This is a genomic window from Streptomyces sp. NPDC058525 (genome assembly GCF_042719495.1).
In the GTDB taxonomy this organism is placed as follows: Bacteria; Actinomycetota; Actinomycetes; order Streptomycetales; family Streptomycetaceae; genus Streptomyces.
Genome location: NZ_JBHXNP010000053.1, coordinates 39,515 through 60,633 on the forward strand (window position 1 = coordinate 39,515; position 21,119 = coordinate 60,633).

Below are 21,119 nucleotides of genomic sequence, written 5' to 3' on the forward strand. Positions count from 1 at the left end.
CCCTCCGGCGTTCCGGAGGGGCCCTCACCAGGCGTGAAGCAGGCCCTCGACGGGCCTGCCGCGTGCGGCTACGCGCCGCGCAGCACCGCCCCGGTCCGCTCGCCCGCGAGCGCCACCGCCGCGTCGCGCGCGGCCGTGGACTCCTCGGCGGTCAGCGTGCGGTCGGCCGCGCGGAAGCGCAGCGCGTACGCCAGGGACTTCTTGCCCTCGCCGACCTGCTCGCCGGTGAACACGTCGAACAGCCGGAGCGATTCGAGGAGTTCGCCCGCGCCCTTGCGCAGCGCGGCCTCCACGTCCGAGGCCGGAACCGACGCGTCCACGATCAGCGCGACGTCCTGGGTCGCCACCGGGAAGGAGGAGATCCGGGGCGCCTGGAGGGCCTCGCCGCCGGCCGCGGCGAGGCGGTCGAGGTCGAGTTCCATCGCGCTGGTGCGGGCCGGCAGGCCCAGCGCCTTGACCACGCGCGGGTGCAGCTCACCGGCGTGGCCGATGACCTGCTCGACGCCGTCGAGGGTGACGACCAGCTCGGCGCAGCGGCCCGGGTGCCAGGGGCCGTACTGGCCCTGGCGGACGACGAGCTCCGCGCCGGCCTCGACGGCCAGCGCACGCGCGGCCTGGACGGCGTCCGCCCAGTCGGCCGGACGGCCCTTGCCCCACCAGCCGGCCTGCTCGCGGGCACCGGCCAGCACGACCGCGGCGTACCGCGGCTGCGCGGGCAGGGCCGCGTCCAGGGTGGCGATCTCCTCGTCCGTGGGACGGCGGTCGACGGGCAGCCGTACGGCAACGCCCGGCTGCGCGCCGGCCAGGAAGACCGAACCGGTCTCGAAGAGGGCGAGGTCGTGGCTGCCCCGGCTGTCGTTGCGGCGCAGTGCGCCGAGCAGACCCGGCAGCAGCGTGGTGCGCAGCGCCGGCTCCTCGTCGGAGATCGGGTTGACGAGCTTGACGACCTGGCGGGCGGCGTCGTGCGCGGGGAGCTGGAGCTGGTCGAAGACCTGCTCGCCGATGAACGGGTAGCTCAGCGCCTCCACGTAGCCCGCGCCGGCCAGCGCGCGGCCGGCCCGGCGGTGGAGCTGCTGCCGGGGGGTGAGGCCGCGGCCGGAGGGCACCTGCGGAAGGGTCGACGGGAGGTTCCCGTAGCCCTCGAGCCGGATGACCTCTTCGGCGAGGTCGTTGGGCGCGGCGAGGTCGGGCCGCCACGAGGGGACGGTGATGACGAGCTCGTCCTGGCCGTAGACGTCGCAGCCGACCTCCTGGAGGCGGCGTACGACGGTCTCGCGGCCGTAGTCCATGCCCGCGACCCGGTCCGGGTGGTCCGCGCGCATCGCGATGGTGCGCGGGGCGCCCGGGGCGAGGAACTCGGTGACGCCGGCCTCGGCGGTGCCGCCCGCGAGGAGCACGAGCAGGTCGACGGTCCGCTGGGCGGCCGCGGCGGCGGCCAGCGGGTCGACGCCCCGCTCGAAGCGCTTGGAGGCCTCGGAGGAGAGCTTCAGGCGGCGGGCGGTGCGCGAGATCGACACGGAGTCGAAGTGCGCGGCCTCGATCACCACGGCCGTGGTGCCGGTGACGGCGCCCGTCTCCGGGTCGGTGACGGAGTCGGCGATCTCGGTGTTGGCGCCGCCCATGACACCGGCCAGGCCGATCGGCCCGCTGTTGTCGGTGATCACCAGGTCCTCGGAGTCGAGCGTGCGCTTGACCCCGTCGAGGGTGGTGAACTTCTCGCCCTGCTCGGCGCGGCGGACGCCGATGGCGCCGTCGATCCGGGAGCGGTCGTAGGCGTGCAGCGGCTGGCCGAGCTCGAGCATCACGTAGTTGGTGATGTCGACGGCGAGCGAGATCGGGCGCATGCCCGCCTTCTGCAGGCGGCGGGTGAGCCAGATCGGGGAGCGCGCATCGGGGTCGAGGCCGGTCACCGTGCGGGCGGTGAAGCGGTCGCAGCCGGCCGGGTCGTCGACCTTGACCGGGTAGCCGTACGAGTTCGGCTGGGGCACGTCGAGCAGCGCCGGGTCGCGCAGCGGCAGGCCGTACGCGGTGGCCGCCTCGCGGGCGACGCCGCGCAGGGACATGCAGTAGCCGCGGTCCGGGGTGATGTCGATGTCGAGGACCTCGTCGACGAGCTCGAGGAGCTCGATCGCGTCGGTGCCGACCTCGTGCTCGGGCGGCAGCACGATGATGCCGTGCGTGCCGTCGTCGCCCATGCCCAGCTCGTCGCCGGAGCAGATCATGCCGTGCGAGGTGCGGCCGTACGTCTCGCGCGCGGCGATCGCGAAGTCGCCGGGCAGCACCGCGCCGGGCAGGACCACGACGACCTTGTCGCCCACGGAGAAGTTCCGGGCGCCGCAGACGATCTCCTGCGGCTCGCCGGTGCCGTTGGCCTGGCCGACGTCGACCGTGCAGAACCGGATCGGCTTGCGGAAGCCCTCGAGCTCCTCGATGGTCAGCACCTGGCCGACGACGAGCGGGCCCTTGAGCCCGCCGCCGAGCTGCTCGACCGTCTCGACCTCGAGGCCGGCGTCGACGAGCTTGGCGGCCACGTCACGGCCGGTCGCACCCGCGGGGAGGTCGACGTACTCCCGCAGCCAAGAAAGCGGGACCCGCATCAGATCTCCATCCCGAACGGCCGGGTGAAACGGACGTCACCCTCGACCATGTCTCGCATGTCTTCTACGTTGTGGCGGAACATCAGCATCCGCTCGATGCCGAAGCCGAAGGCGAACCCGCTGTACTTCTCGGGGTCGACGCCGCAGGCGACGAGCACCTTGGGGTTGACCATGCCGCAGCCGCCGAGCTCGATCCAGCCCTCGCTGGAGCAGGTGCGGCACGGGCGGTCGGGGTTGCCCACCGACTCGCCGCGGCACACGTAGCACTGCATGTCCATCTCGGCGGACGGCTCGGTGAACGGGAAGAAGTGCGGGCGCAGGCGCGTGGTCGTGCCCTCGCCGAACAGCTCCTGGACCATGTGGTCCATGGTGCCCTTGAGGTCGGCCATGGTCAGGCCCTCGTCCACGGCGAGCAGCTCGACCTGGTGGAAGACGGGGGTGTGCGTCGCGTCGAGCTCGTCGGTGCGGTACACGCGGCCCGGGCAGACGATGTAGACGGGGGGCTTGCGCTCCAGGAGCGAGCGCGCCTGCACCGGGGAGGTGTGGGTGCGCAGCACGACGCCGGACTCGTCACCCTCGGTGCCTTCCGGCCCGCGGACGAAGAAGGTGTCCTGCATCTGGCGCGCCGGGTGGTCGGGCGTGAAGTTGAGCGCGTCGAAGTTGAACCACTCCGCCTCGACCTCGGGACCCTCGGCGACCTCGTACCCCATGGCCGTGAAGATGTCCGCGATGCGGTCCATCAGCGTGGTCAGGGGGTGCCGGGCGCCGGCGGGGACGCGGTCGTAGGGCAGCGTGACGTCCACCGCCTCCTCGACCAGCACCCGCTCGTCCCGCTCGGCCTCCAGGGCGACCGTGCGGGCCCCGAAGGCCTTGTTCACGGCGCCGCGGGCCTGGCCCACACGCTTGCCCGCCTCGGCCTTGGCCTGGGGGGGCAGGGCGCCGATCTCGCGGTTGGCGAGCGCCAGGGGCGAGCGGTCGCCCATGTGCGCGGTCTTCGCCTCGCGCAGCTCGTCGAGGTCGCCGGCGGACGCGAAGGCGGCGAGCGCCTCGTCCCGCATGCGCTCGATCTCTTCCGGTTTCAGTGCCTCGACCTCGACAGGGTCGTACGACTTGTTCGGTGCCGACATCTCTTCCCGTACTTCCGATGGCTGGCTGGTGGTCCCCGTACGGCGCGATCAGACCGATCGACACAGAGACACAAAGGTGCCAAAGGACGAGTCTAAAGGTCGTTGGGGGTGAAGGAGCCCGTGGGCCGCCTGGCAAGACGCTCCGCAGTGCTACTGCGTGAGGTAGGCCGGGGCGCTCACGGGCAGGATAAATCGGAATTCGGCGCCGCCGCCGGGGCCGCGGCCGACCGTGATGGTGCCGCCGTGGGCCTCCACGATGCCCTTGACGATGTACAGGCCCAGGCCGGTGCCGCCGCGCTTGCTCCCCCGCCAGAAGCGGGTGAAGACACGGCCCATCGACTCCTCGGGGATCCCGGGGCCTTCGTCGGTCACGGTGACGGCGGTTCCCTTCTCATGCGGCGATACGTCGATGGTGACCGTTCCGTCTCCGTGGCGCACCGCATTTTCGAGGAGGTTGCCGAGGATCTGGTCGATCTTGTCCGGATCGGCCCACAGATCGGGGAGGGGCCGGCTCACCCGTACGAGGAACCGCTCGGGGGCCTGGCCGTTCGCGGTGAGCGCCTGGACGTGGCGGCCGACGGCGGTGGCGATGTCGACCGGCTGGCGGCGCACCTCCAGCCGCCCCGAGTCGATGCGGGAGATGTCGAGGAGCTCGGCGATGAGCCGGGTGACGCGGTTGGCGTCGGCGTCGACGGTCTCCAGCATCAGCCGCTTCTGGTCGTCGGTGAACCGCTCCCACTTGGCGAGCAGGGTCGCGGTGAACCCCTTGACGGAGGTCAGCGGGGAGCGCAGCTCGTGGGCCACGGTGGCGATCAGCTCGGCGTGGCTGCGCTCGGTGCGGCGGCGGGCCTCGGTGCCGCGCAGGGTGACGACGAGGCGGCGCAGGGGGCCGGTGGGGTGCGTGCGGATGTAGCTGGCGGAGACGAGCACCTCGCGGCCGCCGGGGAGCAGCAGGTTCCGCTCGGGCTGGCCGCGGCGGGTGGCGAGGCCCCCGTACGGGTCGGTCAGCGCCCACCAGCGGCGGCCTTCGAGGTCCTCGAGGGGCAGTGCGCTGTCGATGCGGGTGCCGAGCGCCTGACCGGCGGCGAGTGCGGTGATCCGCGCCGCGGCGGCGTTGAAGCAGATCACCGTGCCGGAGCCGTCGGCGACGACGAGCCCGTCGGGCAGCTCGTCGGGGTCCACCCCGAACCCGAACCCCTCGCCGGGGCCGGGTGCCGAACCGGAGCCCGGGGCAGGCTGCGCCGGGGCGCGGCCGGCGGCCGGGCCCGCCTGTGGCGGTACTCCGTGCAGCCCTGCCGTGGCGGCCGGGGGTTCGGGGGCGCCCCGGAACCGCTCCTCGGCCGCGTGCGCGGCCCCCGCGGCCCCCGGTGAGCTGTTCGTACCGACGGTCATGTCCCCGTACCCCACATCTCCGAGTAGCGCAGTGGGCCCCCGGGCCGCCACATTACTAGCTGGGGGTCACGGAGCGGCACCCTCCGGGCGCCCGCTGTGCTCGCGCGGAGGCGTACAGGCACACGGCGGCGGCCGTGGCCAGGTTCAGGCTCTCCGCCTTGCCGTGGATCGGGACGCGTACGACGGCGTCCGCGAGGGCCCGGGTCTCCTCGGGCAGGCCCCAGGCCTCGTTGCCGAAGACCCAGGCGGACGGGCCGCCCATGGTGCCCGCGTCCAGCTCGGCGTCGAGGTCGTCCTGGCCGGCCCCGTCGGCGGCCAGGATCCGTACGCCCGCCGCGCGCAGCCCCTCGACGGCCTGCTCGACCGGGACGCCGACGGCGACCGGGAGGTGGAAGAGGGAGCCGACGGAGGCCCGTACGGACTTGGGGTTGTACAGGTCCACGGAGGCGTCGGTCAGCACGACCGCGTCTGCTCCGGCGGCGTCCGCGCAGCGCAGCACCGTACCGGCGTTGCCGGGGTCGCGGACGTGCGCGAGGACGGCGACGAGCTGGGGGCGGGCCGCCAGGATGTCCTCGAAGGGCGAGTCGAGGAAGTGGCAGACCCCGACGAGGCCCTGCGGGGTGACGGTCTGCGAGACCTCGGCGAGCACCTCGTCGGAGGCGTAGTGCACCCGGGCGCCGGCGGCCAGCGCGGCGTCGATGATCTCGGTGTAGCGCTCGGCGGCCTCGACGGTGGCGAACAGCTCGATCAGGGTCGGCGCCCCCTCGGCCCCGCGGTGCTCGACGGCCTCGCGGACCGCCTGGGGGCCTTCGGCGATGAACCGGCGCTCCTTGGTGCGGAAGTTGCGCCGCGCCAGTCGCCTGGCGGCGGCCACCCGCGGGGATCGGGGGGAGATCAGCTCGTGGTGACCCAGGTCAGCCATGGTCTCTGCGGTTCTCTCTCGGGGTGCGGGGCGCGCGGGGCGCGGGCGGTGCGGGGCGCGGACGAAGCGGGGGTGCCCTGCTGTGCGGGGAAAGCACTCGGACCCGCAGGCGAATCGCCTGCGGGTCCGAGCATGCCGACTGCGGTTACGCGGCCGGCCAGGCCTTACGCAGCAGCCTTGGGGGCGTTGACGTCGGCCGGGAGGGCCTTCTGGGCGACCTCGACCAGCGCGGCGAACGCGTTGGCGTCGTTGACGGCCAGCTCGGCGAGGATCTTGCGGTCCACCTCGATGTTGGCGGCCTTCAGACCCTGGATGAGGCGGTTGTACGTCATGCCGTTCTGGCGGGCAGCGGCGTTGATGCGCTGGATCCACAGCTGACGGAAGTCGCCCTTGCGCTTCTTGCGGTCGTTGAAGTTGTAGACCAGCGAGTGGGTGACCTGCTCCTTGGCCTTGCGGTACAGGCGCGAACGCTGACCGCGGTAGCCGGAGGCCGCCTCGAGGATTGCCCGGCGCTTCTTGTGGGCGTTTACTGCCCGCTTGACGCGTGCCACTTTTTAACTCCTTGTAGCGGGGCCGTGGTTGTCTTCACACGGCCCGAATTCGATGGGGTCCCGGTCTTGACGCTCATCCGCTCCCGGCGCGGGAGCGGAGAACATCACTTGCCGAGAAGCTTCTTGATCTTCGCGGCGTCGCCGGGGGCCATCTCCGCGTTGCCGGTGAGGCGACGGGTGATGCGGGACGACTTGTGCTCGAGCAGGTGGCGCTTGCCGGCGCGCTCGCGGAGCACCTTGCCGGAGCCGGTGATCTTGAAGCGCTTCTTGGTCCCGCTGTGCGTCTTGTTCTTCGGCATAGCGCCGTTATCTCCTCGTCGGTGGCGCTCCCACCGGTCCGGTTCCGGACCGGTGACGGGAGCGTCATGTTGTGTCGGTGATCCGAGACAGGCTGCCTCGGAATCAGGCCTCGGCGTTCGCCTCGTCGGCGGCGGCCTCGGTGACGTCGGCATCCTCGGTGGTCGCCTCGGCCGCGGCGGTCTCCTCGGAAGGAGCCTCCTCGTCGGTGGCGGCTACACCCTGGCGCTCCGCCTTGCGGGCGGCCTGCGCCTCGCGGGCTTCGGCCATCGCCTCGGTCTTCTTCTTGTGCGGACCGAGGACCATGATCATGTTTCGGCCGTCCTGCTTCGGGTTCGACTCGATGAACCCGAGGTCCTCGACGTCCGAAGCCAGCCGCTGCAGCAGTCGGTAGCCGAGTTCCGGCCGGGACTGCTCGCGACCACGGAACATGATCGTGATCTTGACCTTGTCGCCCTGCTTGAGGAACCGAACGACGTGACCCTTCTTGGTGTCATAGTCGTGCGGGTCGATCTTCGGCCGGAGCTTCATTTCCTTGATGACCGTGTGCGCCTGGTTCTTGCGCGCCTCACGGGCCTTCATGGCCGACTCGTACTTGAACTTGCCGTAGTCCATGAGCTTGCAGACCGGCGGGCGTGCGGACGCCGCGACCTCGACCAGGTCGAGGTCGTACTCCTGCGCGAGCTCAAGCGCCTTGGCAAGCGGCACGATGCCGACCTGCTCGCCGCTGGGACCGACGAGTCGTACCTCGGGAACGCGAATCCGGTCGTTGATGCGGGGCTCGGTGCTGATGGATCCTCCTCGGTAGCACCACACGGCTGCCTGGCAGACAGCCGCTGACGTGTATTTCCGTCAGACCGACCGCGGCGGGAGAATCAAAAAAGCCCCGCCGGGCACAGGCAGGGGCTCCAAACGACCGGAGCACCGCCGCGTGCGAACCGCGGGGCGCAGACTCGGGCAGCTTTCCATCGTCCGTACGGAACGATGGATGCCGCCTGACCGGTGACCCGCCGCCCCGGAGGGTGGTCGGGTGGGAGATCGGAGCCTCCACTTGTGGGCCGGGGACGTACGTCTCCGGCCGGTCGTAGCCCAATATAGCATTCCGCGCCAGAGCCGCTCACCTGGTGCTCCGGTCGGGGGTCCGGTGCGCCCGGCTTATCGTGTGGAGCATGACTGACGCGAGCCTCCCCGCCGACACCTCTGCCGACACCGCACCCGAATCGCCCGACTACGACGCCATGACCCGCGACATCGCGGACGTCCCCGCCGTCGAGGTCATCACCACGGTGGCCGTGCACCTGCTGAGCGCCGCGGCGGTCAACCTGGGCCTGGACAAGCCGGACTCCGAGCACAAGGACCTCGACGAGGCCCGCAAGCTGATCACGGCCCTGGCCGGCCTGGTCACCGCGAGCGCCACCGAGATCAGCTCCTTCCACGCCGCCCCGCTGCGGGACGGCCTGAAGTCGCTCCAGCTCGCCTTCCGCGAGGCCTCGATCGTCCCGGACGAGCCGGGCCAGGGGCCGGGCGAGAAGTTCACGGGCCCCGTCTTCGGCTGAGCCGGCGCCGTACGCCGAAGGGGCGGGGGTTCCGGGACGCGTTCCCGGGACCCCCGCCCCTTCGCCGTTCGCGGGCGGCCTCAGCGGGTGAACAGCGCCTCGCCGGGCGGGGCCGGGGCGTCCGGCGGCAGCAGCGCCAGGTCCAGTCCGCGCACCAGCCGGGCCCGCAGGGTCGCGTCCGCCGCCAGGGCCTCGGCGACCCGGCGGGCCGCCGGCTGGGCCTGGGCGGCCTCGGCCGGGACGATCGCGAGGGTGCCGTCGGAGTCCGCGCCGCCGGGGCCGAGGTAGGCGCGCAGTACGGCCCCCTCCGCCGCGACTGCGGCCCGTACGGCCTCCCGTACGGCGGGATCGGCCAGCGGGCCCGCCTGCGTACGGCCCTCGGCCAGCGCGAGGAGGGCGGAGCCGGTGAGCTGGTAGGTGACCGGACCGGCCAGGTCCAGGACCACGGTGTCGGCCTTCTCGTGGGCGGCGGCGGCCAGCGCCTGGTGCAGCGGGACCGCCACCGGCCGGGCCGCCGGGTCCCACAGGGCGAGCGAGGCGGTGGAGGTGAAGGCCGGCAGGGCCCGCCGGTCGCCCGCGCGCAGGGTCGGGACGGCCATGTCGCTGGTCTTCTCGCGCTTGAGGCCCGTCTCCGGGTCGGTCTCCACCTCGCCGAGGACGGCGACGACGGGGACCAGCAGGCGGGCGTCCTTCAGGGCCGCCAGCACCTCCGGCTCGTGCGACCGGTCCTCGGACCACGCGGCCAGGGCCGCGCTCAGCCGGGGGTCGGCCGAGCCGTCGTCGTCGGAGAAGCCCGGGTCGGGAATGTTCTTGTTCGCCATGTTCGCCACAGTTACCCGACCCTACTGTGCCGGGCGCGACGGCGGCGTGAGGGGTGGCCGGCCTCGCCTCGCCCGGGTGCCGCGCCGCGGCCTGCGGGCCAGTACGGCGGCCAGTACGAGCAGCACGGCGCCGGCGGCCGCGGCCTCCGGGGCGCCGAGGCGGGCCTCGCGCTCGGGCGGGCGGACCGGTTCGGGGCCGGGGCCGAAGTACGGCTTCTCGGGTGCGGCGGGCGCGGGGACGGGCGGCTCCGGCCGCACGGCCTCGGCGACCTGGAGGGCGGCGACGGGGTCGACCATGCCGTGGCCGCGGGCGTCGTCGCGGCCGCCGGCCGGGCTGTCGGAGGCGGTGTCCTCCAGCAGCTTCTTGATCTGGGCCGGGGACAGGTCCGGGTGGGCGGCCTTGACGAGGGCGACGGCGCCGGAGACGAAGGCCGCCGCGGCGCTGGTGCCCCAGCCCTCATAGTACGAGCGGTCGGGGTCGGCGATGACCACGTCGACACCGGGGGCGCTGACGGTGGCGTACCAGTTGCGGGTGGAGAACTTGGCCTTCCGGCCGCGCCGGTCGACGGCGGCGACGGCGATGACCCCGGGGTAGGCGGCCGGGTAGGAGACGCGGTCGCCGCTCTCGCCGCCGTTGCCCGCGGAGGCGACGACGACCACGCCCTTGGCGAGGGCGTACTGGACGGCCTCGTCCTCCCCCGCCTCGTGGTGGGCGGAGTCGCTGTCGTCGCCGAGGGACAGGTTGATCACGTCGGCGCCGTGGTCGGCGGCCCAGCGGATGCCTTCGGCGAGGGCGCCGCCCTTGCTGTCGCGGGCCTGGGCGCGGCCCGGGTCGCCCTCCTCGAGGATCACCCGGATCGGCAGGATCTTGGCCTGCGGGGCGATGCCGAGGACGCCCCGGCCGGAGCCGTGGCCGTGCCCGGCGATGATGCCGGCCATGGCGGTGCCGTGGCGGGCCCAGGAGCGGTCGCCGCGGCCGGCTCCCATGCCGATGAGGTCGGTGCCCTCCAGGACCTGTCCGGAGAGGTCGGGGTGGGAGCCGTCCACCCCGGTGTCCAGTACGGCGACGGTGACCCCGTCGCCGCGGGTGGTTCCCCAGGCCTCCTCGGCGCGCAGGGCCAGGAGCCCCCACTGGCGGTCGCGGATCGAGTCGGCCGCGGCCGGGGAGGCGGTGGCGGCGGTCAGGACGGCGGCGACGGCCAGGGCCGCGGCGCCCCGGACGAACGCCGGGCGGGACGTCATCGGGAGGCCTCCGGGGCGGGCGGCGCGGGCGGGTCGGCGAGCAGGGCCACGCCGTTGCCGATGCGGTCGGCGACGGCCTTGGCCTCGTGGCCGAGGCCCGCCTGGGCCACGGCTCCGGTGGCGTCCTTCTTCATGGCGTCCTCCGCGGGGCGGGGCGCGTCCAGGTGGCGGCCGTCGGCGAAGGAGGAGACGGCGTAGACGACCACGGGGGCCTTGTCGATGACGGACGCGGTCCAGGCGGCGCGCTGGGAATCGGCGAACCCGTACGCGGGCGGGGCGGTGAACCGGCCGGTGAGGGCGGTCATCGCGGGGGCGTCGGCGGGGGTGAAGACCATGCCGGCGGTGATCAGGAAGCTGCGGGTGGCGTCGGTGTAGGTGGCGCGCAGCACGCGCGTGCAGCCGGTCGGGGTGAGCAGGCCCTGCCAGTCGGGGGCGAGGGCGGCCGCGCAGTCGGCGTCGGGGGCGACCGCGATCCGGGTCCAGATCCGGTTCGAGCCGCCGGGGCCGGCCGCGGGGCCGGGGAGGACCGGCGGGAAGAGGGTGTCCACGGGGGCGGACCGCCACAGCGACCCGGCCTCGCGGTAGACGGCGGCGGCGGACAACGGACGCTGCGCCGCGCGGTGTTCGAGCCAGGCGTCGGCTCCGGCGCCGCCGAGGAGCCCGAGGCCGAGGAGGGTGCACAGCACGGCGGCGAGGACCCGTCCGGGGCGGCGGCGCGGCGGTGCGGGGAGGGGCGGCGGGGTGTGGCCGGGTTCCGGGGGCGGGTCGGGCTCGCCCAGGACCGCGGTCCGCGGTGTCGTCGTGGTCATCCGGCGGCTCCGCCCCCCGTTCCGTACGGCTGCCTGCCCGTACTCTACGGTCCTCCGGGCCCGGCGGAGCCCCGAGGGGGCGGCGGAGCCCCGAGGGGGCGGCGGCCGGGCGGTCGCGGACCCCTACCCATCGGTAGACGCGTCTGGCAAGCTCCCGCCATGAACTCCCCCGCCGCCGACCGCACCCGCTACGACCGGGCGACCGCGCACCTGGACGCGCCGCTGGCCATCGTGGACCTCGAGGCGTTCGACGCCAACGCCGACGACCTCGTACGCCGGGCCGGCGGCAAGCCCGTCCGCGTGGCCAGCAAGTCCGTCCGCTGCCGCGCGCTGCTCGAACGGGTCCTGGGGCGGCCCGGGTTCGCCGGGATCATGTCGTACACCCTCGCCGAGTCGCTGTGGCTGGCCCGGTCCGGGTTCGAGGACGTGCTGCTCGCCTATCCGTCCGCCGACCGCGGCGCCTTCGCCGAGCTGGCGGGCGATCCGAAGCTGGCCGGCGCGGTCACCGTCATGGTGGACGACGTGGCGCAGCTGGAGCTCATCGACCGGTCGCGGGACGGCGGTGCGCAGGAGGTCCGGGTCTGTCTGGAGCTGGACACCTCGCTGCGGCTGCTGGGCGGGCGGGTGCGGGTCGGGGCGCGCCGGTCGCCGTTGCGGGAGCCGGCGCAGCTCGCGGAGCTGGCCCGTGCGGTCGCGGCCCGGCCCGGGTTCCGGGTGGTCGGGCTGATGGCGTACGAGGGGCACGTCGCCGGGGTCGGGGACGCGCTGGCCGGGCGGCCGGTGCGGTCGCGGGCGATCCGGCTCATGCAGGGCGCGGCCCGCAAGGAGCTGGCGGCGCGGCGGGCCGAGGTGGTGCGGGCCGTGCGGGCGGTGGTGCCGGACCTGGAGTTCGTCAACGGCGGCGGGACGGGCAGTGTCGCGCAGACGGCCGCCGAGGAGGCGGTGACCGAGATCGCCGCCGGGTCGGGGCTGTACCTGCCGCGGCTGTTCGACAACTACACCTCGTTCAGCGGGCGGCCGGCGGCGCTGTTCGCGCAGCCGGTGGTGCGCAGGCCCGGGGTGGGCGTGGTGACCGTGCTCGGCGGCGGGTACCCGGCCTCGGGCGCGCCCGGCGCGGACCGGCTGCCGGTCCCGTACCTGCCGCAGGGGCTGCGCTACGACGCGCAGGAGGGGGCCGGCGAGGTGCAGACCCCGCTGCTCGGCAGCCCGGCCGACGATCTGCTGATCGGCGACCGGGTCTGGTTCCGCCACGCGAAGGCGGGCGAGCTGTGCGAGCGGTTCGAGACCCTGCACCTGGTGGAGGGCGACCGGGTGACGGCATCCGCCCCGACCTACCGGGGCGAGGGCCGCACCTTCCTGTAGGCGGCGGATCCGCTAGAAGACCGAGTCCGCCTGGTCGGGGACGACGCTCGCGTCGTCCCGCAGGACCGGGCCGGCGGTGCCGTCGCGGCCGACGTAGCCGGTCGTGGCGCACGGGTACGGGGCGGCCTTCTGCTTCTTCGGCTCGATGAACATGGGGTTGACGATCCAGCGGCCGTCGCTGTTGTCGTAGGCGCGGCACATCAGCTCGTTCTTGTTGCGGTTGACGACGAGCCGCAGGGCGGTGGCGTCGCGCAGGAACGAGATGTCCGTGTCGGAGTCGCCCGCGGCGAACACCTGCCGGCGGGCGGCGGGCTGGACCTTCTCGGCGGCCGCGCCGCGCACGCCGAAGACCTCCTTGTTGATCCAGCAGCGCTTGCCGTCGATGTACGTGATCATCGTGTCGGCGCCGTCCGGGACGGATCCGCAGCCCTGGAGGCGGGCGGTGAACTTCCCGTCCCGCGCGGTGGTGTTGCGTACGCCGATCACGTGGTCGGCGTCGATGCCGACGCCCTCGGCCCACACCTCCACGACCGGCTGGGGCGAGGCCGAGTTGATCCAGACGTCGAAGCCGGCCTTGCGGAGGCCGCGCACCAGGTCCTTCTGCTGGTCGTAGTAGCGGACCCAGCCGGTGGCGGTGCCGCTGCCGACCCGCTGCACGGCGCCGACGGGCGCGGCGAGGTTCTCGGTGCGGGCGGCGGCGGCGAAGCCGCGGATCTCGCGGGCGGTCCAGCCCTGCATCAGCTGCGGCAGCCAGGCGTACGAGGGCTCGGTCGTGCGGCGGTCCCAGCCGGCGAACGCGGCCGCCCCGGTCCGGGTGGCGGCCGTGCCGTACACGCTGTTGATCTCGTCGGCGCAGGCCGCGCCGCCGGGGGTGCCCGTGGGCAGCGGTGTGCCGGGGCGGGCGAGCGGTCCGCAGGCGGCGGCCAGCGCCGCGGTCGCGGCCGGGGTGAGGAAGCGGCTGGTGGTGGTCCAGTCCCCGCGGGCGGGCTGGCGGATCCTGCCGTTGCGCAGCAGCCAGAACATGGTGGCGTCGCCGACGTCGTTCTTGACGACGGTGTTGTCCCAGTCGAAGACGGCGACGGGCTTGGTGTGGCCTCCGGTGCGGTGGGGCGAACAGCGGCCGTACCGGTCGACGAGCTGCTGGAGGCGGGCCTGGTTGTCCCCGTACCAGCCGGCGCCGATCGTCACCCGGGGGCACGCGGCCTGGCCGGCCTGGGCGGGGGGTGCCAGGAGGAGTCCGGAGCCGGTGACCGCCACGAGGGCGAGGGGGGCCGCCCATCTTCTGTGCATGCTGCTCCTCGGTGTGTTCCGGGGTCGGGAAGGGCGACGGCCGGGCGCCTCGCGGTGCCCGGCCGGGCTGGGCGGGCCGGGGCCGGGGCGGCCCGGGCGGGCTACAGCGGGGTGACGTACGCGCCGGAGATGCCGCCGTCGACCAGGAAGTCGGTCGCGTTGATGAAGGAGGAGTCGTCGCTGGCGAGGAAGGCGACGGCGGCGGCGATCTCGGTGGGCTCGGCGAACCGGCCCAGCGGGATGTGCACGAGCCGGCGGGCGGCGCGCTCCGGGTCCTTGGCGAACAGTTCCTGGAGGAGCGGGGTGTTGACCGGTCCCGGGCAGAGGGCGTTGACGCGGATGCCCTCGCGGGCGAACTGCACGCCGAGCTCGCGGGACATGGCCAGCACGCCGCCCTTGGAGGCGGTGTAGGAGATCTGCGAGGTGGCGGCGCCCATGATGGCGACGAAGGAGGCGGTGTTGATGATGGAGCCGCGGCCCTGGCGCTGCATGTAGGGGAGGGCGGCCTTGCAGCACAGGTAGACGGAGGTCAGGTTGACGTCCTGTACGCGCTTCCAGGCTTCCAGCCCGGTGGTGAGGATCGAGTCGTCGTCCGGCGGCGAGATGCCGGCGTTGTTGAAGGCGATGTCGACGGAGCCGTAGGTGTCGAAGGCCGTCTTGAAGAGGGCCTCGACCTCCTCGGGACTGGTCACGTCGACCTTCACGAAGGTGCCGCCGACCTCCTCGGCCGCGGCCTTGCCGGCCGTCTCGTCGATGTCGCCGCAGACGACGTTGGCGCCCTCGGAGGCCAGGCGGCGGGCGGTGGCGAGGCCGATGCCGCTGCCGGCTCCGGTGATGACGGCGGTACGGCCGACCAGGCGGCGGCAGACGGTCTCTTCAGTGCTCTGGCTGGTCATGGTTCAGGCCTCCGTGCTGATGAAGACGTTCTTGGTCTCGGTGAAAGCGGTGAGGGCGTCGGGTCCGAGCTCCCGGCCGAGGCCGGACTGCTTGTAGCCGCCGAAGGGGGTCCAGTAGCGGACGCTGCTGTGGGAGTTGACGGACAGGTTGCCGGCGGCGACGGCGCGCGAGACGCGCAGCGCGCGGCCGATGTCGCGGGTCCAGAGGGAGCCGGAGAGGCCGTATTCGGTCGCGTTGGCGAGGCGCACGGCGTCCTCCTCGTCCTCGAAGGGCAGGACGACGGCGACCGGGCCGAAGACCTCCTCGGCGGCGACGGGCGCGGTCGGCGCGACGTCGGTGACCAGGGTCGGCGGGTACCAGAAGCCGGGGCCTTCGGGGGCCTTGCCGCGGATCGCGGTCAGGTCGGCGGTGACGTAGGACCGTACGCGCTCCAGCTGGGTGCGGGAGATGAGCGGGCCCATCTGGGTCTTCTCGTCGAGGGGGTCGCCGACGGCCACGGACTCGATGCCGGGGGCGACGAGCTCCAGGAAGCGGTCGTAGACGGAGCGCTGGACGAGGATCCGGGTGCGGGCGCAGCAGTCCTGGCCGGTGTTGTCGAGGAAGGCCATCGGCGCTGCCGCGGCGGCCGCCTCGATGTCCGCGTCGGCGAAGACGATGTTCGGGCTCTTGCCGCCGAGTTCGAGGGTGACGCGCTTCACCCGGTCGGCGCATTTGGCCATGATCTGCTTGCCGACGCGGGTGGAGCCGGTGAAGACGATCTTGGCTACGCCGGGGTGCTCGACGAGTGCGTCGCCCGCGACCGCCCCGTGGCCGGGGAGCACCTGGAAGAGGTGCTCGGGGATCCCGGCTTCGAGGGCGAGTTCGGCGAGGCGCAGCGCGGTGAGCGGGGTGGTCTCGGCGGGCTTGAGGATGACGGCGTTGCCCGCGGCGAGGGCCGGGGCCAGGCCCCAGGCGGCGATGGGCATGGGGAAGTTCCAGGGGGCGATCACGCCGATGACGCCGAGGGGTTCGAGGAAGGTGACGTCGATACCGCCGGCGACGGGGATCTGGCGGCCGGAGAGTCGTTCCACTCCCCCGGCGGCGAAGTCGAGCAGGTCGCGTACGTTGCCGGCCTCCCAGCGGGCGTTGCCGATGGTGTGCCCGGCCTCGCGGACCTCCAGCGCGGCCAGTTCCTCGATGTGGCCGTCGACGACGGCGGCGAAGCGGCGCAGGATCCGGGCCCGGTCGGCGGGCGCGGCCGCCGCCCAGCCGCGCTGGGCCGCGGCGGCTCTGGCGACGGCGGCTTCGACATCGTCCCGTGTGGCGGCCGGGACGATGGCGACGATTTCCTCGGTGGCCGGATTCAGCACCTCTAGGGGGAGGGGGGCCAGCACATCGGACACGTGGTGCCTCACAGACGTTCGGTCGGTTCGGTGGGGTTACAGGCGTTCGAAGGAGCGGCGCAGCTCCCAGTCGGTGACCGCGGAGTCGTACGCGTCGAGTTCCACGCGGGCCATGTTCCGGTAGTGGGCGACGACCTCGGGGCCGAAGGCGGCCTTGGCGATCTCGCTGTTCTCCCACAGCTCGGCGGCCTCGCGCAGGGTCGCCGGGACGTGCGCGTAGTCGGCGGTGTAGGCGTTGCCCGTACACACCTCGGGCAGTTCCAGGCGGTTCTCGATGCCGTAGATGCCGGCGGCGACCAGGCCCGCGACGGCGAGGTAGGGGTTGACGTCGCCGCCGGGCAGGCGGTTCTCGAAGCGCATGGAGCGGCCGTGGCCGACGACCCGCAGGGCGCAGGTCCGGTTGTCCACGCCCCAGGCGACGGCGGTCGGCGCGAAGGAACCGGGCCGGAAACGCTTGTACGAGTTGATGTTCGGGGCGTAGAGAAGGGAGAAGTCGCGCAGCGCGGCGAGCTGTCCGGCCAGGAAGTGCCGCATGACCGGTGACATGCCGAGTCCCTGGTCATCGCCGTCCCCGTCCGCGGCGGCCATCGCGTTGCGTCCGTCGGCGTCGGCCAGGGAGAGGTGGATGTGGCAGGAGTTGCCCTCGCGCTCGTCGTACTTGGCCATGAAGGTGAGCGAGACGCCCTCCTGGGCGGCGATCTCCTTCGCGCCGGTCTTGTAGACGGCGTGCTGGTCGCAGGTGGTCAGCGCCTCGTCGTAGCGGAAGGCGATCTCGTGCTGGCCGAGGTTGCACTCCCCCTTCGCCGACTCGACGATCAGGCCCGCGGCCTGCATCTCGTTGCGGATGCGGCGCAGCAGGGGTTCGATGCGGCCGGTTCCGAGGACGGAGTAGTCGATGTTGTACTGGTTGGCGGGGGTCAGGCCGCGGTAGTTGGCGTTCCAGGCCTGTTCGTAGGTGTCCTGGAAGACCATGAACTCCAGCTCGGTGCCGACCATCGCGGTGTACCCGTGCTCGGCCAGGCGCTCGAGCTGGCGGCGCAGGATCTGCCGGGGGCCCGCGACGACGGGCGTGCCGTCGTGCCAGGCGAGGTCGGCGAGGAGGAAGGCACTGCCGGGGTTCCAGGGGATGCGGCGCAGGGTGGCGGGGTCGGGGTGCATGGCGAAGTCGCCGTAGCCCCGGTCCCAGGAGGACATCTCGAATCCGTCGACGGTGTTCATGTCCGTGTCGACGGCGAGGAGGTAGTTGCAGCCCTCGGTGCCGTGCGCGAGGACCTCGTCGAGGAAGAACTGTGCGGCGAACCGCTTGCCCTGGAGGCGCCCCTGCATGTCGGGGAAGGCCAGGACGACTGTGTCGATCTCACCGCCGGCGACCAGGGAGCGGAGCTCCTCGATCGTCAGCGGCGGCTTGCGGTCTACCACGGGAATCTCTCCTTCGGTGAGCCGAGGAGGCCTAAGGTATTGAATAGAACCATTGCTTGGGAAGGGGAGGAGCCAAGATGACCGACACGGCGAGTGAGGGTGGCGCGATCGCGCGGCTGAATCCCGTGCTGCGGCAGGTGCGCGCGGGCAACGGTTTCGAGGAGGCGCTCGAACAGATCCTCCAAGTGGTCCGGCTGGGCCTGGTGCCGGGCGGCGAACGGCTGCCTCCCGAGCGAGAGTTGGCCGAGCGGATGGGGATCAGCCGGGTCACCCTGCGCGAGGTGCTGAAGGTCCTGCAGGACCAGGGGCTGGTGGAGGCGCGGCGCGGCCGGTACGGCGGAACGTTCGTGCTGCCCCGGCCGGACACCCCGGCGGGCGGCGCCGAGGAGGAGCTGCGCCGGCGTGTCGCGGGGGTGGACATCGAGGACGTCCTGCGGTTCCGCGAGGTCCTGGAGGTGGGGGCGGCCGGGCTGTGCGCCTCGCAGGGACTGGCCGAGGAGGGCGCCGAACGGCTGCTCGGCGCCCTGGCCGCCACCCACGACGCCCCGCTCGCCGACTACCGGCGCCAGGACACCCTCTTCCACCTGACCTTGTGCGAACTGGCCGGATCCGCCACCCTGACGGCCCAGTACGCCGCCGTCCGGGCCACGGTCAACGACCTGCTGGACTGCATCCCGCTGCTGGTGCGCAACTTGGAGCACTCGCAGCAGCAGCACACCGCGCTGGTGGAGTCCGTGCTGGAGCGGGACGCGGACGGGGCCCGCGAGACGATGCGCGAGCACTGCTGCGGCACGGCGGCGCTGCTGCGGGGGTTCCTGACGTGACCCGTCCGGCCCGTGCGGCTCATCGGGCCCGTCCGGCCCGTCCGGCCCGTGCGGCCCGTGCGGCCCATCGGGAGGGTTTCGTAACTTCTGTTTAACGCAGAGGTCTTGCGCTCTCCACCGCTCTGCGGCAAAGGTACGGCCCACAACCATTGCCCTGAGGCAGGAGCGCACGATGGCCGACGACATCGAGGCACGGCTGAGCGCCGTACCCGCACCCACCAAGTCCGCCGAGGGCGGCGACGCAGGCGCGGACGACTACCTGGAACGCCGCACGCTGCGCCGGGGCAGCGCGGGCTGGCTGCTGCTGACCGGCCTCGGCGTCGCGTACGTGGTCTCCGGCGACTTCTCCGGCTGGAACGTCGGCCTCGACAAGGGCGGCTTCGGCGGTCTCGCCATCGCCACCGTCCTGATGGGCGCCATGTACGCCTGTCTGGTCTTCTCCCTGGCGGAGCTCTCCACCATCCTGCCCACGGCGGGCGGCGGCTACGGCTTCGCCCGCCGCGCCCTCGGCCCCTGGGGCGGCTTCCTCACCGGCACCGCCATCCTCATCGAGTACATCCTGGCCCCGGCCGCGATCGTCATCTTCATCGGCGACTACGTCGAGTCGCTCGGCCTCTTCGGCCTCACCTCCAGCTGGCCCGTCTACCTCGGCTGCTTCGTGATCTTCATCGGCGTCCACCTCTGGGGCGTCGGCGAGGCCCTGCGCTTCAGCCTCGTCGTCACCGCGATCGCCGTCGCCGCGCTGCTGATCTTCGCCGTGGGCGCCTTCACCGAGTTCAGCGCCGACCGCCTGAACGACATCCCGGTCGACCCGAGCGCCTTCGGCTCGAACTCCTGGCTGCCGCTGGGCGTCCTGGGCATCTGGGCCGCGTTCCCGTTCGGCATGTGGTTCTTCCTGGGCGTGGAGGGCGTACCGCTGGCGGCCGAGGAGGCCAAGGACCCGGTCCGCTCCATGCCGAAGGCGCTGGCCATCTCCATGGGCATCCTCGCCCTGCTGGCCCTGATCACCTTCTTCGCGGCGACCGGCGCGCAGGGCGCGGACGCGGTCAAGTCCGCCGGAAACCCGCTCGTCGTCGCGCTCGAGGGGGACGACGGCCCGACCGCCCTGAGCCGCTTCGTGAACTACGCGGGCCTCGCCGGCCTGGTGGCCTCCTTCTTCTCCCTCATCTACGCGGGCTCGCGCCAGCTCTTCGCCCTCTCCCGGGCCGGCTACCTGCCCCGCTTCCTGTCGCTGACCTCCAGCCGCAAGGCCCCGTACCTGGGCCTGGTCATCCCCGGCGCGATCGGCTTCGCGCTCGCCGCGGCCACCGGCAACGGCGCCCGCATGCTCAACATCGCGGTGTTCGGCGCGACCATCTCCTACGCCCTGATGGCCCTCTCGCACATCGTTCTGCGCCGCCGCGAGCCCGACCTGGAGCGGCCGTACCGCACCCCGGGCGGCGTGCTGACCTCGTCGGTGGCCTTCGCACTCGCCCTGTCGGCCCTGGTCGCCACCTTCCTGGTGGACAAGGACGCCGCATTCATCGCACTGGCCGTGTACGCCGTCGCCCTGGCCTATTTCGCGCTCTACAGTCGGCACCACCTCGTAGCCTCGGCTCCCGAGGAGGAGTTCGCGGCGCTGGCGAAGGCCGAGGCGGAACTGACCCGCGACTGACTCCGCGCACCGCCCGTACCGCCCCTTCCCCTCTCCCACCTTCCGGAGGTAAAGCCCGTGCCACGGCCGCTCATCGGCATCACCACCTACGTCGAGGAATCCACCCGCTACGGGGTGTGGGACCTGCCGACGTCCCTGGTCCCCGCGGGGTACTACGAACTCGTCCAGGCGGCGGGCGGCGCGGCCGTGCTGCTCCCGCCGGACGAACCCGGGGCGGCGGCGGAGGTGCTGAGCCGGGTGGACGGCCTGGTCGTCGCGGGCGGCCCCGACGTGGACCCGGTCCACTACGGCGCCGCCCGTGACTCCCGTACGGGCGCCCCCGCGACGGTCCGCGACCACTGGGAGCTGGCCCTGATCGCGGCCGCGCTGGACGCGGACGTGCCGGTGCTCGGGATCTGCCGGGGCATGCAGGCCCTCAACGTGGCCCTGGGCGGCACGCTCATCCAGCACATCGACGGCCACTTCGAGACCCCGGGCGCCACGTCCTGGCACCCGGTCCGCCCGGTCCCGGGCACCCGGTACGCGGCCCTGGTCCCGGAGCAGGCGGAGGTCCCGACCTACCACCACCAGGCCGTCGACCGCCTGGGCCGCGGCCTGATCGCCTCGGCGCACGCGCTGGACGGCACGGTCGAGGCCATCGAACTCCCCGACCCGGCGCGGTGGGTCCTGGGCGTGCAGTGGCATCCGGAACGCGACAAGGACACCCGCGTCATGACCGCCCTGATCGAAGCCGCCGATGCCCACACGGCGGTCCCGGTCCCCTGACCGACCCCTCCGGGGCCCCGGCTGAGCGCCGCCGTCAGCGCGCCTCAAAGACCGGGGCTCCGCCCCGCACCCCGCGCCTCAAACGCCGGCGAGGCTGAACTTGCCCACTGCTCCGGCCCAAACCAGGGCCGACCAGGCTGGCTTGCGCCGAGCGTATTTCCAGCCCCGCCGGCACCCAACCAGCCTGCCTGGGGCTCATTCCAGCCCCGCCG

19 protein-coding genes are annotated in these 21,119 nt (G+C 73.2%); 5 read left to right on the forward strand and 14 right to left on the reverse strand.

Annotated features, from left to right (window positions below):
* Positions 1–68: 68 nt before the first annotated feature.
* The 7 genes from pheT to infC all read right to left on the reverse strand — a co-directional run bounded on the left by pheT (position 69) and on the right by infC (position 7,702).
* Entirely contained in the window at positions 69–2,597 is a 2,529-nt protein-coding gene (gene pheT / locus ACFWP3_RS23960) for a phenylalanine--tRNA ligase subunit beta (protein ID WP_384224551.1), read from the reverse strand.
* Positions 2,597–3,724, reverse strand: coding sequence for a phenylalanine--tRNA ligase subunit alpha (gene pheS / locus ACFWP3_RS23965; RefSeq protein ID WP_384224554.1), 1,128 nt, complete (start codon positions 3,722–3,724; stop codon positions 2,597–2,599). Before pheS ends, pheT begins: the two co-directional genes overlap by 1 nt.
* A gap of 150 nt (positions 3,725–3,874) precedes the next feature.
* Positions 3,875–5,116: a sensor histidine kinase gene (locus tag ACFWP3_RS23970; protein ID WP_384224557.1), complete on the reverse strand. Its 1,242-nt coding sequence runs from the start codon at positions 5,114–5,116 to the stop codon at positions 3,875–3,877.
* Positions 5,117–5,171: 55 nt separating this feature from the next.
* Complete coding sequence (locus ACFWP3_RS23975; RefSeq protein ID WP_384224599.1) at positions 5,172–6,029, reverse strand: TrmH family RNA methyltransferase; 858 nt, start codon at positions 6,027–6,029, stop codon at positions 5,172–5,174.
* A gap of 173 nt (positions 6,030–6,202) precedes the next feature.
* Positions 6,203–6,589 carry a 50S ribosomal protein L20 gene (gene rplT, locus ACFWP3_RS23980; protein WP_007263143.1) on the reverse strand — a complete coding sequence of 129 codons (387 nt, stop codon included), beginning with the start codon at positions 6,587–6,589 and terminating at the stop codon, positions 6,203–6,205.
* Positions 6,590–6,693: 104 nt separating this feature from the next.
* Positions 6,694–6,888 carry a 50S ribosomal protein L35 gene (gene rpmI, locus ACFWP3_RS23985; protein WP_069919538.1) on the reverse strand — a complete coding sequence of 65 codons (195 nt, stop codon included), beginning with the start codon at positions 6,886–6,888 and terminating at the stop codon, positions 6,694–6,696.
* Between the two features lie 103 nt (positions 6,889–6,991).
* Positions 6,992–7,702 carry a translation initiation factor IF-3 gene (gene infC, locus ACFWP3_RS23990; RefSeq protein ID WP_384224561.1) on the reverse strand — a complete coding sequence of 237 codons (711 nt, stop codon included), beginning with the start codon at positions 7,700–7,702 and terminating at the stop codon, positions 6,992–6,994.
* A gap of 353 nt (positions 7,703–8,055) precedes the next feature.
* Here infC and ACFWP3_RS23995 point away from each other — a divergent pair, with 353 nt between their 5' ends.
* On the forward strand, positions 8,056–8,442 hold the full coding sequence (locus ACFWP3_RS23995; RefSeq protein ID WP_384224564.1) for a DUF1844 domain-containing protein: 387 nt from the start codon (positions 8,056–8,058) through the stop codon (positions 8,440–8,442).
* A gap of 80 nt (positions 8,443–8,522) precedes the next feature.
* Here ACFWP3_RS23995 and ACFWP3_RS24000 read toward each other — a convergent pair whose 3' ends face one another.
* The 3 genes from ACFWP3_RS24000 to ACFWP3_RS24010 are packed head-to-tail and all read right to left on the reverse strand — an operon-like array spanning position 8,523 to position 11,314.
* The gene (locus ACFWP3_RS24000) at positions 8,523–9,263 is read right to left on the reverse strand and encodes an SseB family protein (RefSeq protein WP_384224567.1); all 741 of its coding nucleotides are present in this window, start codon (positions 9,261–9,263) and stop codon (positions 8,523–8,525) included.
* 21 nt (positions 9,264–9,284) lie between these two features.
* On the reverse strand, positions 9,285–10,505 hold the full coding sequence (mycP, locus tag ACFWP3_RS24005) for a type VII secretion-associated serine protease mycosin (RefSeq protein WP_384224570.1): 1,221 nt from the start codon (positions 10,503–10,505) through the stop codon (positions 9,285–9,287).
* Positions 10,502–11,314, reverse strand: a complete 813-nt coding sequence (locus ACFWP3_RS24010) for a hypothetical protein (protein ID WP_384224573.1) — start codon at positions 11,312–11,314, stop codon at positions 10,502–10,504. Before ACFWP3_RS24010 ends, mycP begins: the two co-directional genes overlap by 4 nt.
* Positions 11,315–11,473: 159 nt before the next feature.
* Here ACFWP3_RS24010 and ACFWP3_RS24015 point away from each other — a divergent pair, with 159 nt between their 5' ends.
* A complete protein-coding gene (locus ACFWP3_RS24015; RefSeq protein ID WP_384224576.1) occupies positions 11,474–12,676 on the forward strand; it encodes an amino acid deaminase/aldolase in 1,203 nt (400 codons plus the stop codon).
* A gap of 12 nt (positions 12,677–12,688) precedes the next feature.
* On the opposite strand, the gene ACFWP3_RS24020 is transcribed toward ACFWP3_RS24015, so the two are convergent.
* The 4 genes from ACFWP3_RS24020 to ACFWP3_RS24035 all read right to left on the reverse strand — a co-directional run bounded on the left by ACFWP3_RS24020 (position 12,689) and on the right by ACFWP3_RS24035 (position 17,664).
* Positions 12,689–13,966, reverse strand: a complete 1,278-nt coding sequence (locus ACFWP3_RS24020; protein ID WP_384224578.1) for a haloacid dehalogenase-like hydrolase — start codon at positions 13,964–13,966, stop codon at positions 12,689–12,691.
* Between the two features lie 101 nt (positions 13,967–14,067).
* Complete coding sequence (locus tag ACFWP3_RS24025) at positions 14,068–14,862, reverse strand: 3-oxoacyl-ACP reductase (protein WP_384224580.1); 795 nt, start codon at positions 14,860–14,862, stop codon at positions 14,068–14,070.
* A 3-nt stretch (positions 14,863–14,865) separates the two neighbouring features.
* Positions 14,866–16,245, reverse strand: coding sequence for an aldehyde dehydrogenase family protein (locus tag ACFWP3_RS24030; RefSeq protein ID WP_384224582.1), 1,380 nt, complete (start codon positions 16,243–16,245; stop codon positions 14,866–14,868).
* Between the two features lie 36 nt (positions 16,246–16,281).
* Positions 16,282–17,664 (reverse strand): glutamine synthetase family protein, encoded by a 1,383-nt coding sequence (locus ACFWP3_RS24035; protein ID WP_384224585.1) that lies wholly within the window; start codon positions 17,662–17,664, stop codon positions 16,282–16,284.
* Positions 17,665–17,741: 77 nt separating this feature from the next.
* Here ACFWP3_RS24035 and ACFWP3_RS24040 point away from each other — a divergent pair, with 77 nt between their 5' ends.
* From ACFWP3_RS24040 to ACFWP3_RS24050, 3 genes are all read left to right on the forward strand, one after another.
* Positions 17,742–18,488 carry a FadR/GntR family transcriptional regulator gene (locus tag ACFWP3_RS24040; protein WP_384224588.1) on the forward strand — a complete coding sequence of 249 codons (747 nt, stop codon included), beginning with the start codon at positions 17,742–17,744 and terminating at the stop codon, positions 18,486–18,488.
* A gap of 172 nt (positions 18,489–18,660) precedes the next feature.
* On the forward strand, positions 18,661–20,142 hold the full coding sequence (gene eat / locus ACFWP3_RS24045) for an ethanolamine permease (RefSeq protein WP_384224590.1): 1,482 nt from the start codon (positions 18,661–18,663) through the stop codon (positions 20,140–20,142).
* Positions 20,143–20,199: 57 nt separating this feature from the next.
* The gene (locus ACFWP3_RS24050; protein WP_384224593.1) at positions 20,200–20,907 is read left to right on the forward strand and encodes a gamma-glutamyl-gamma-aminobutyrate hydrolase family protein; all 708 of its coding nucleotides are present in this window, start codon (positions 20,200–20,202) and stop codon (positions 20,905–20,907) included.
* Positions 20,908–21,119 lie beyond the last annotated feature (212 nt).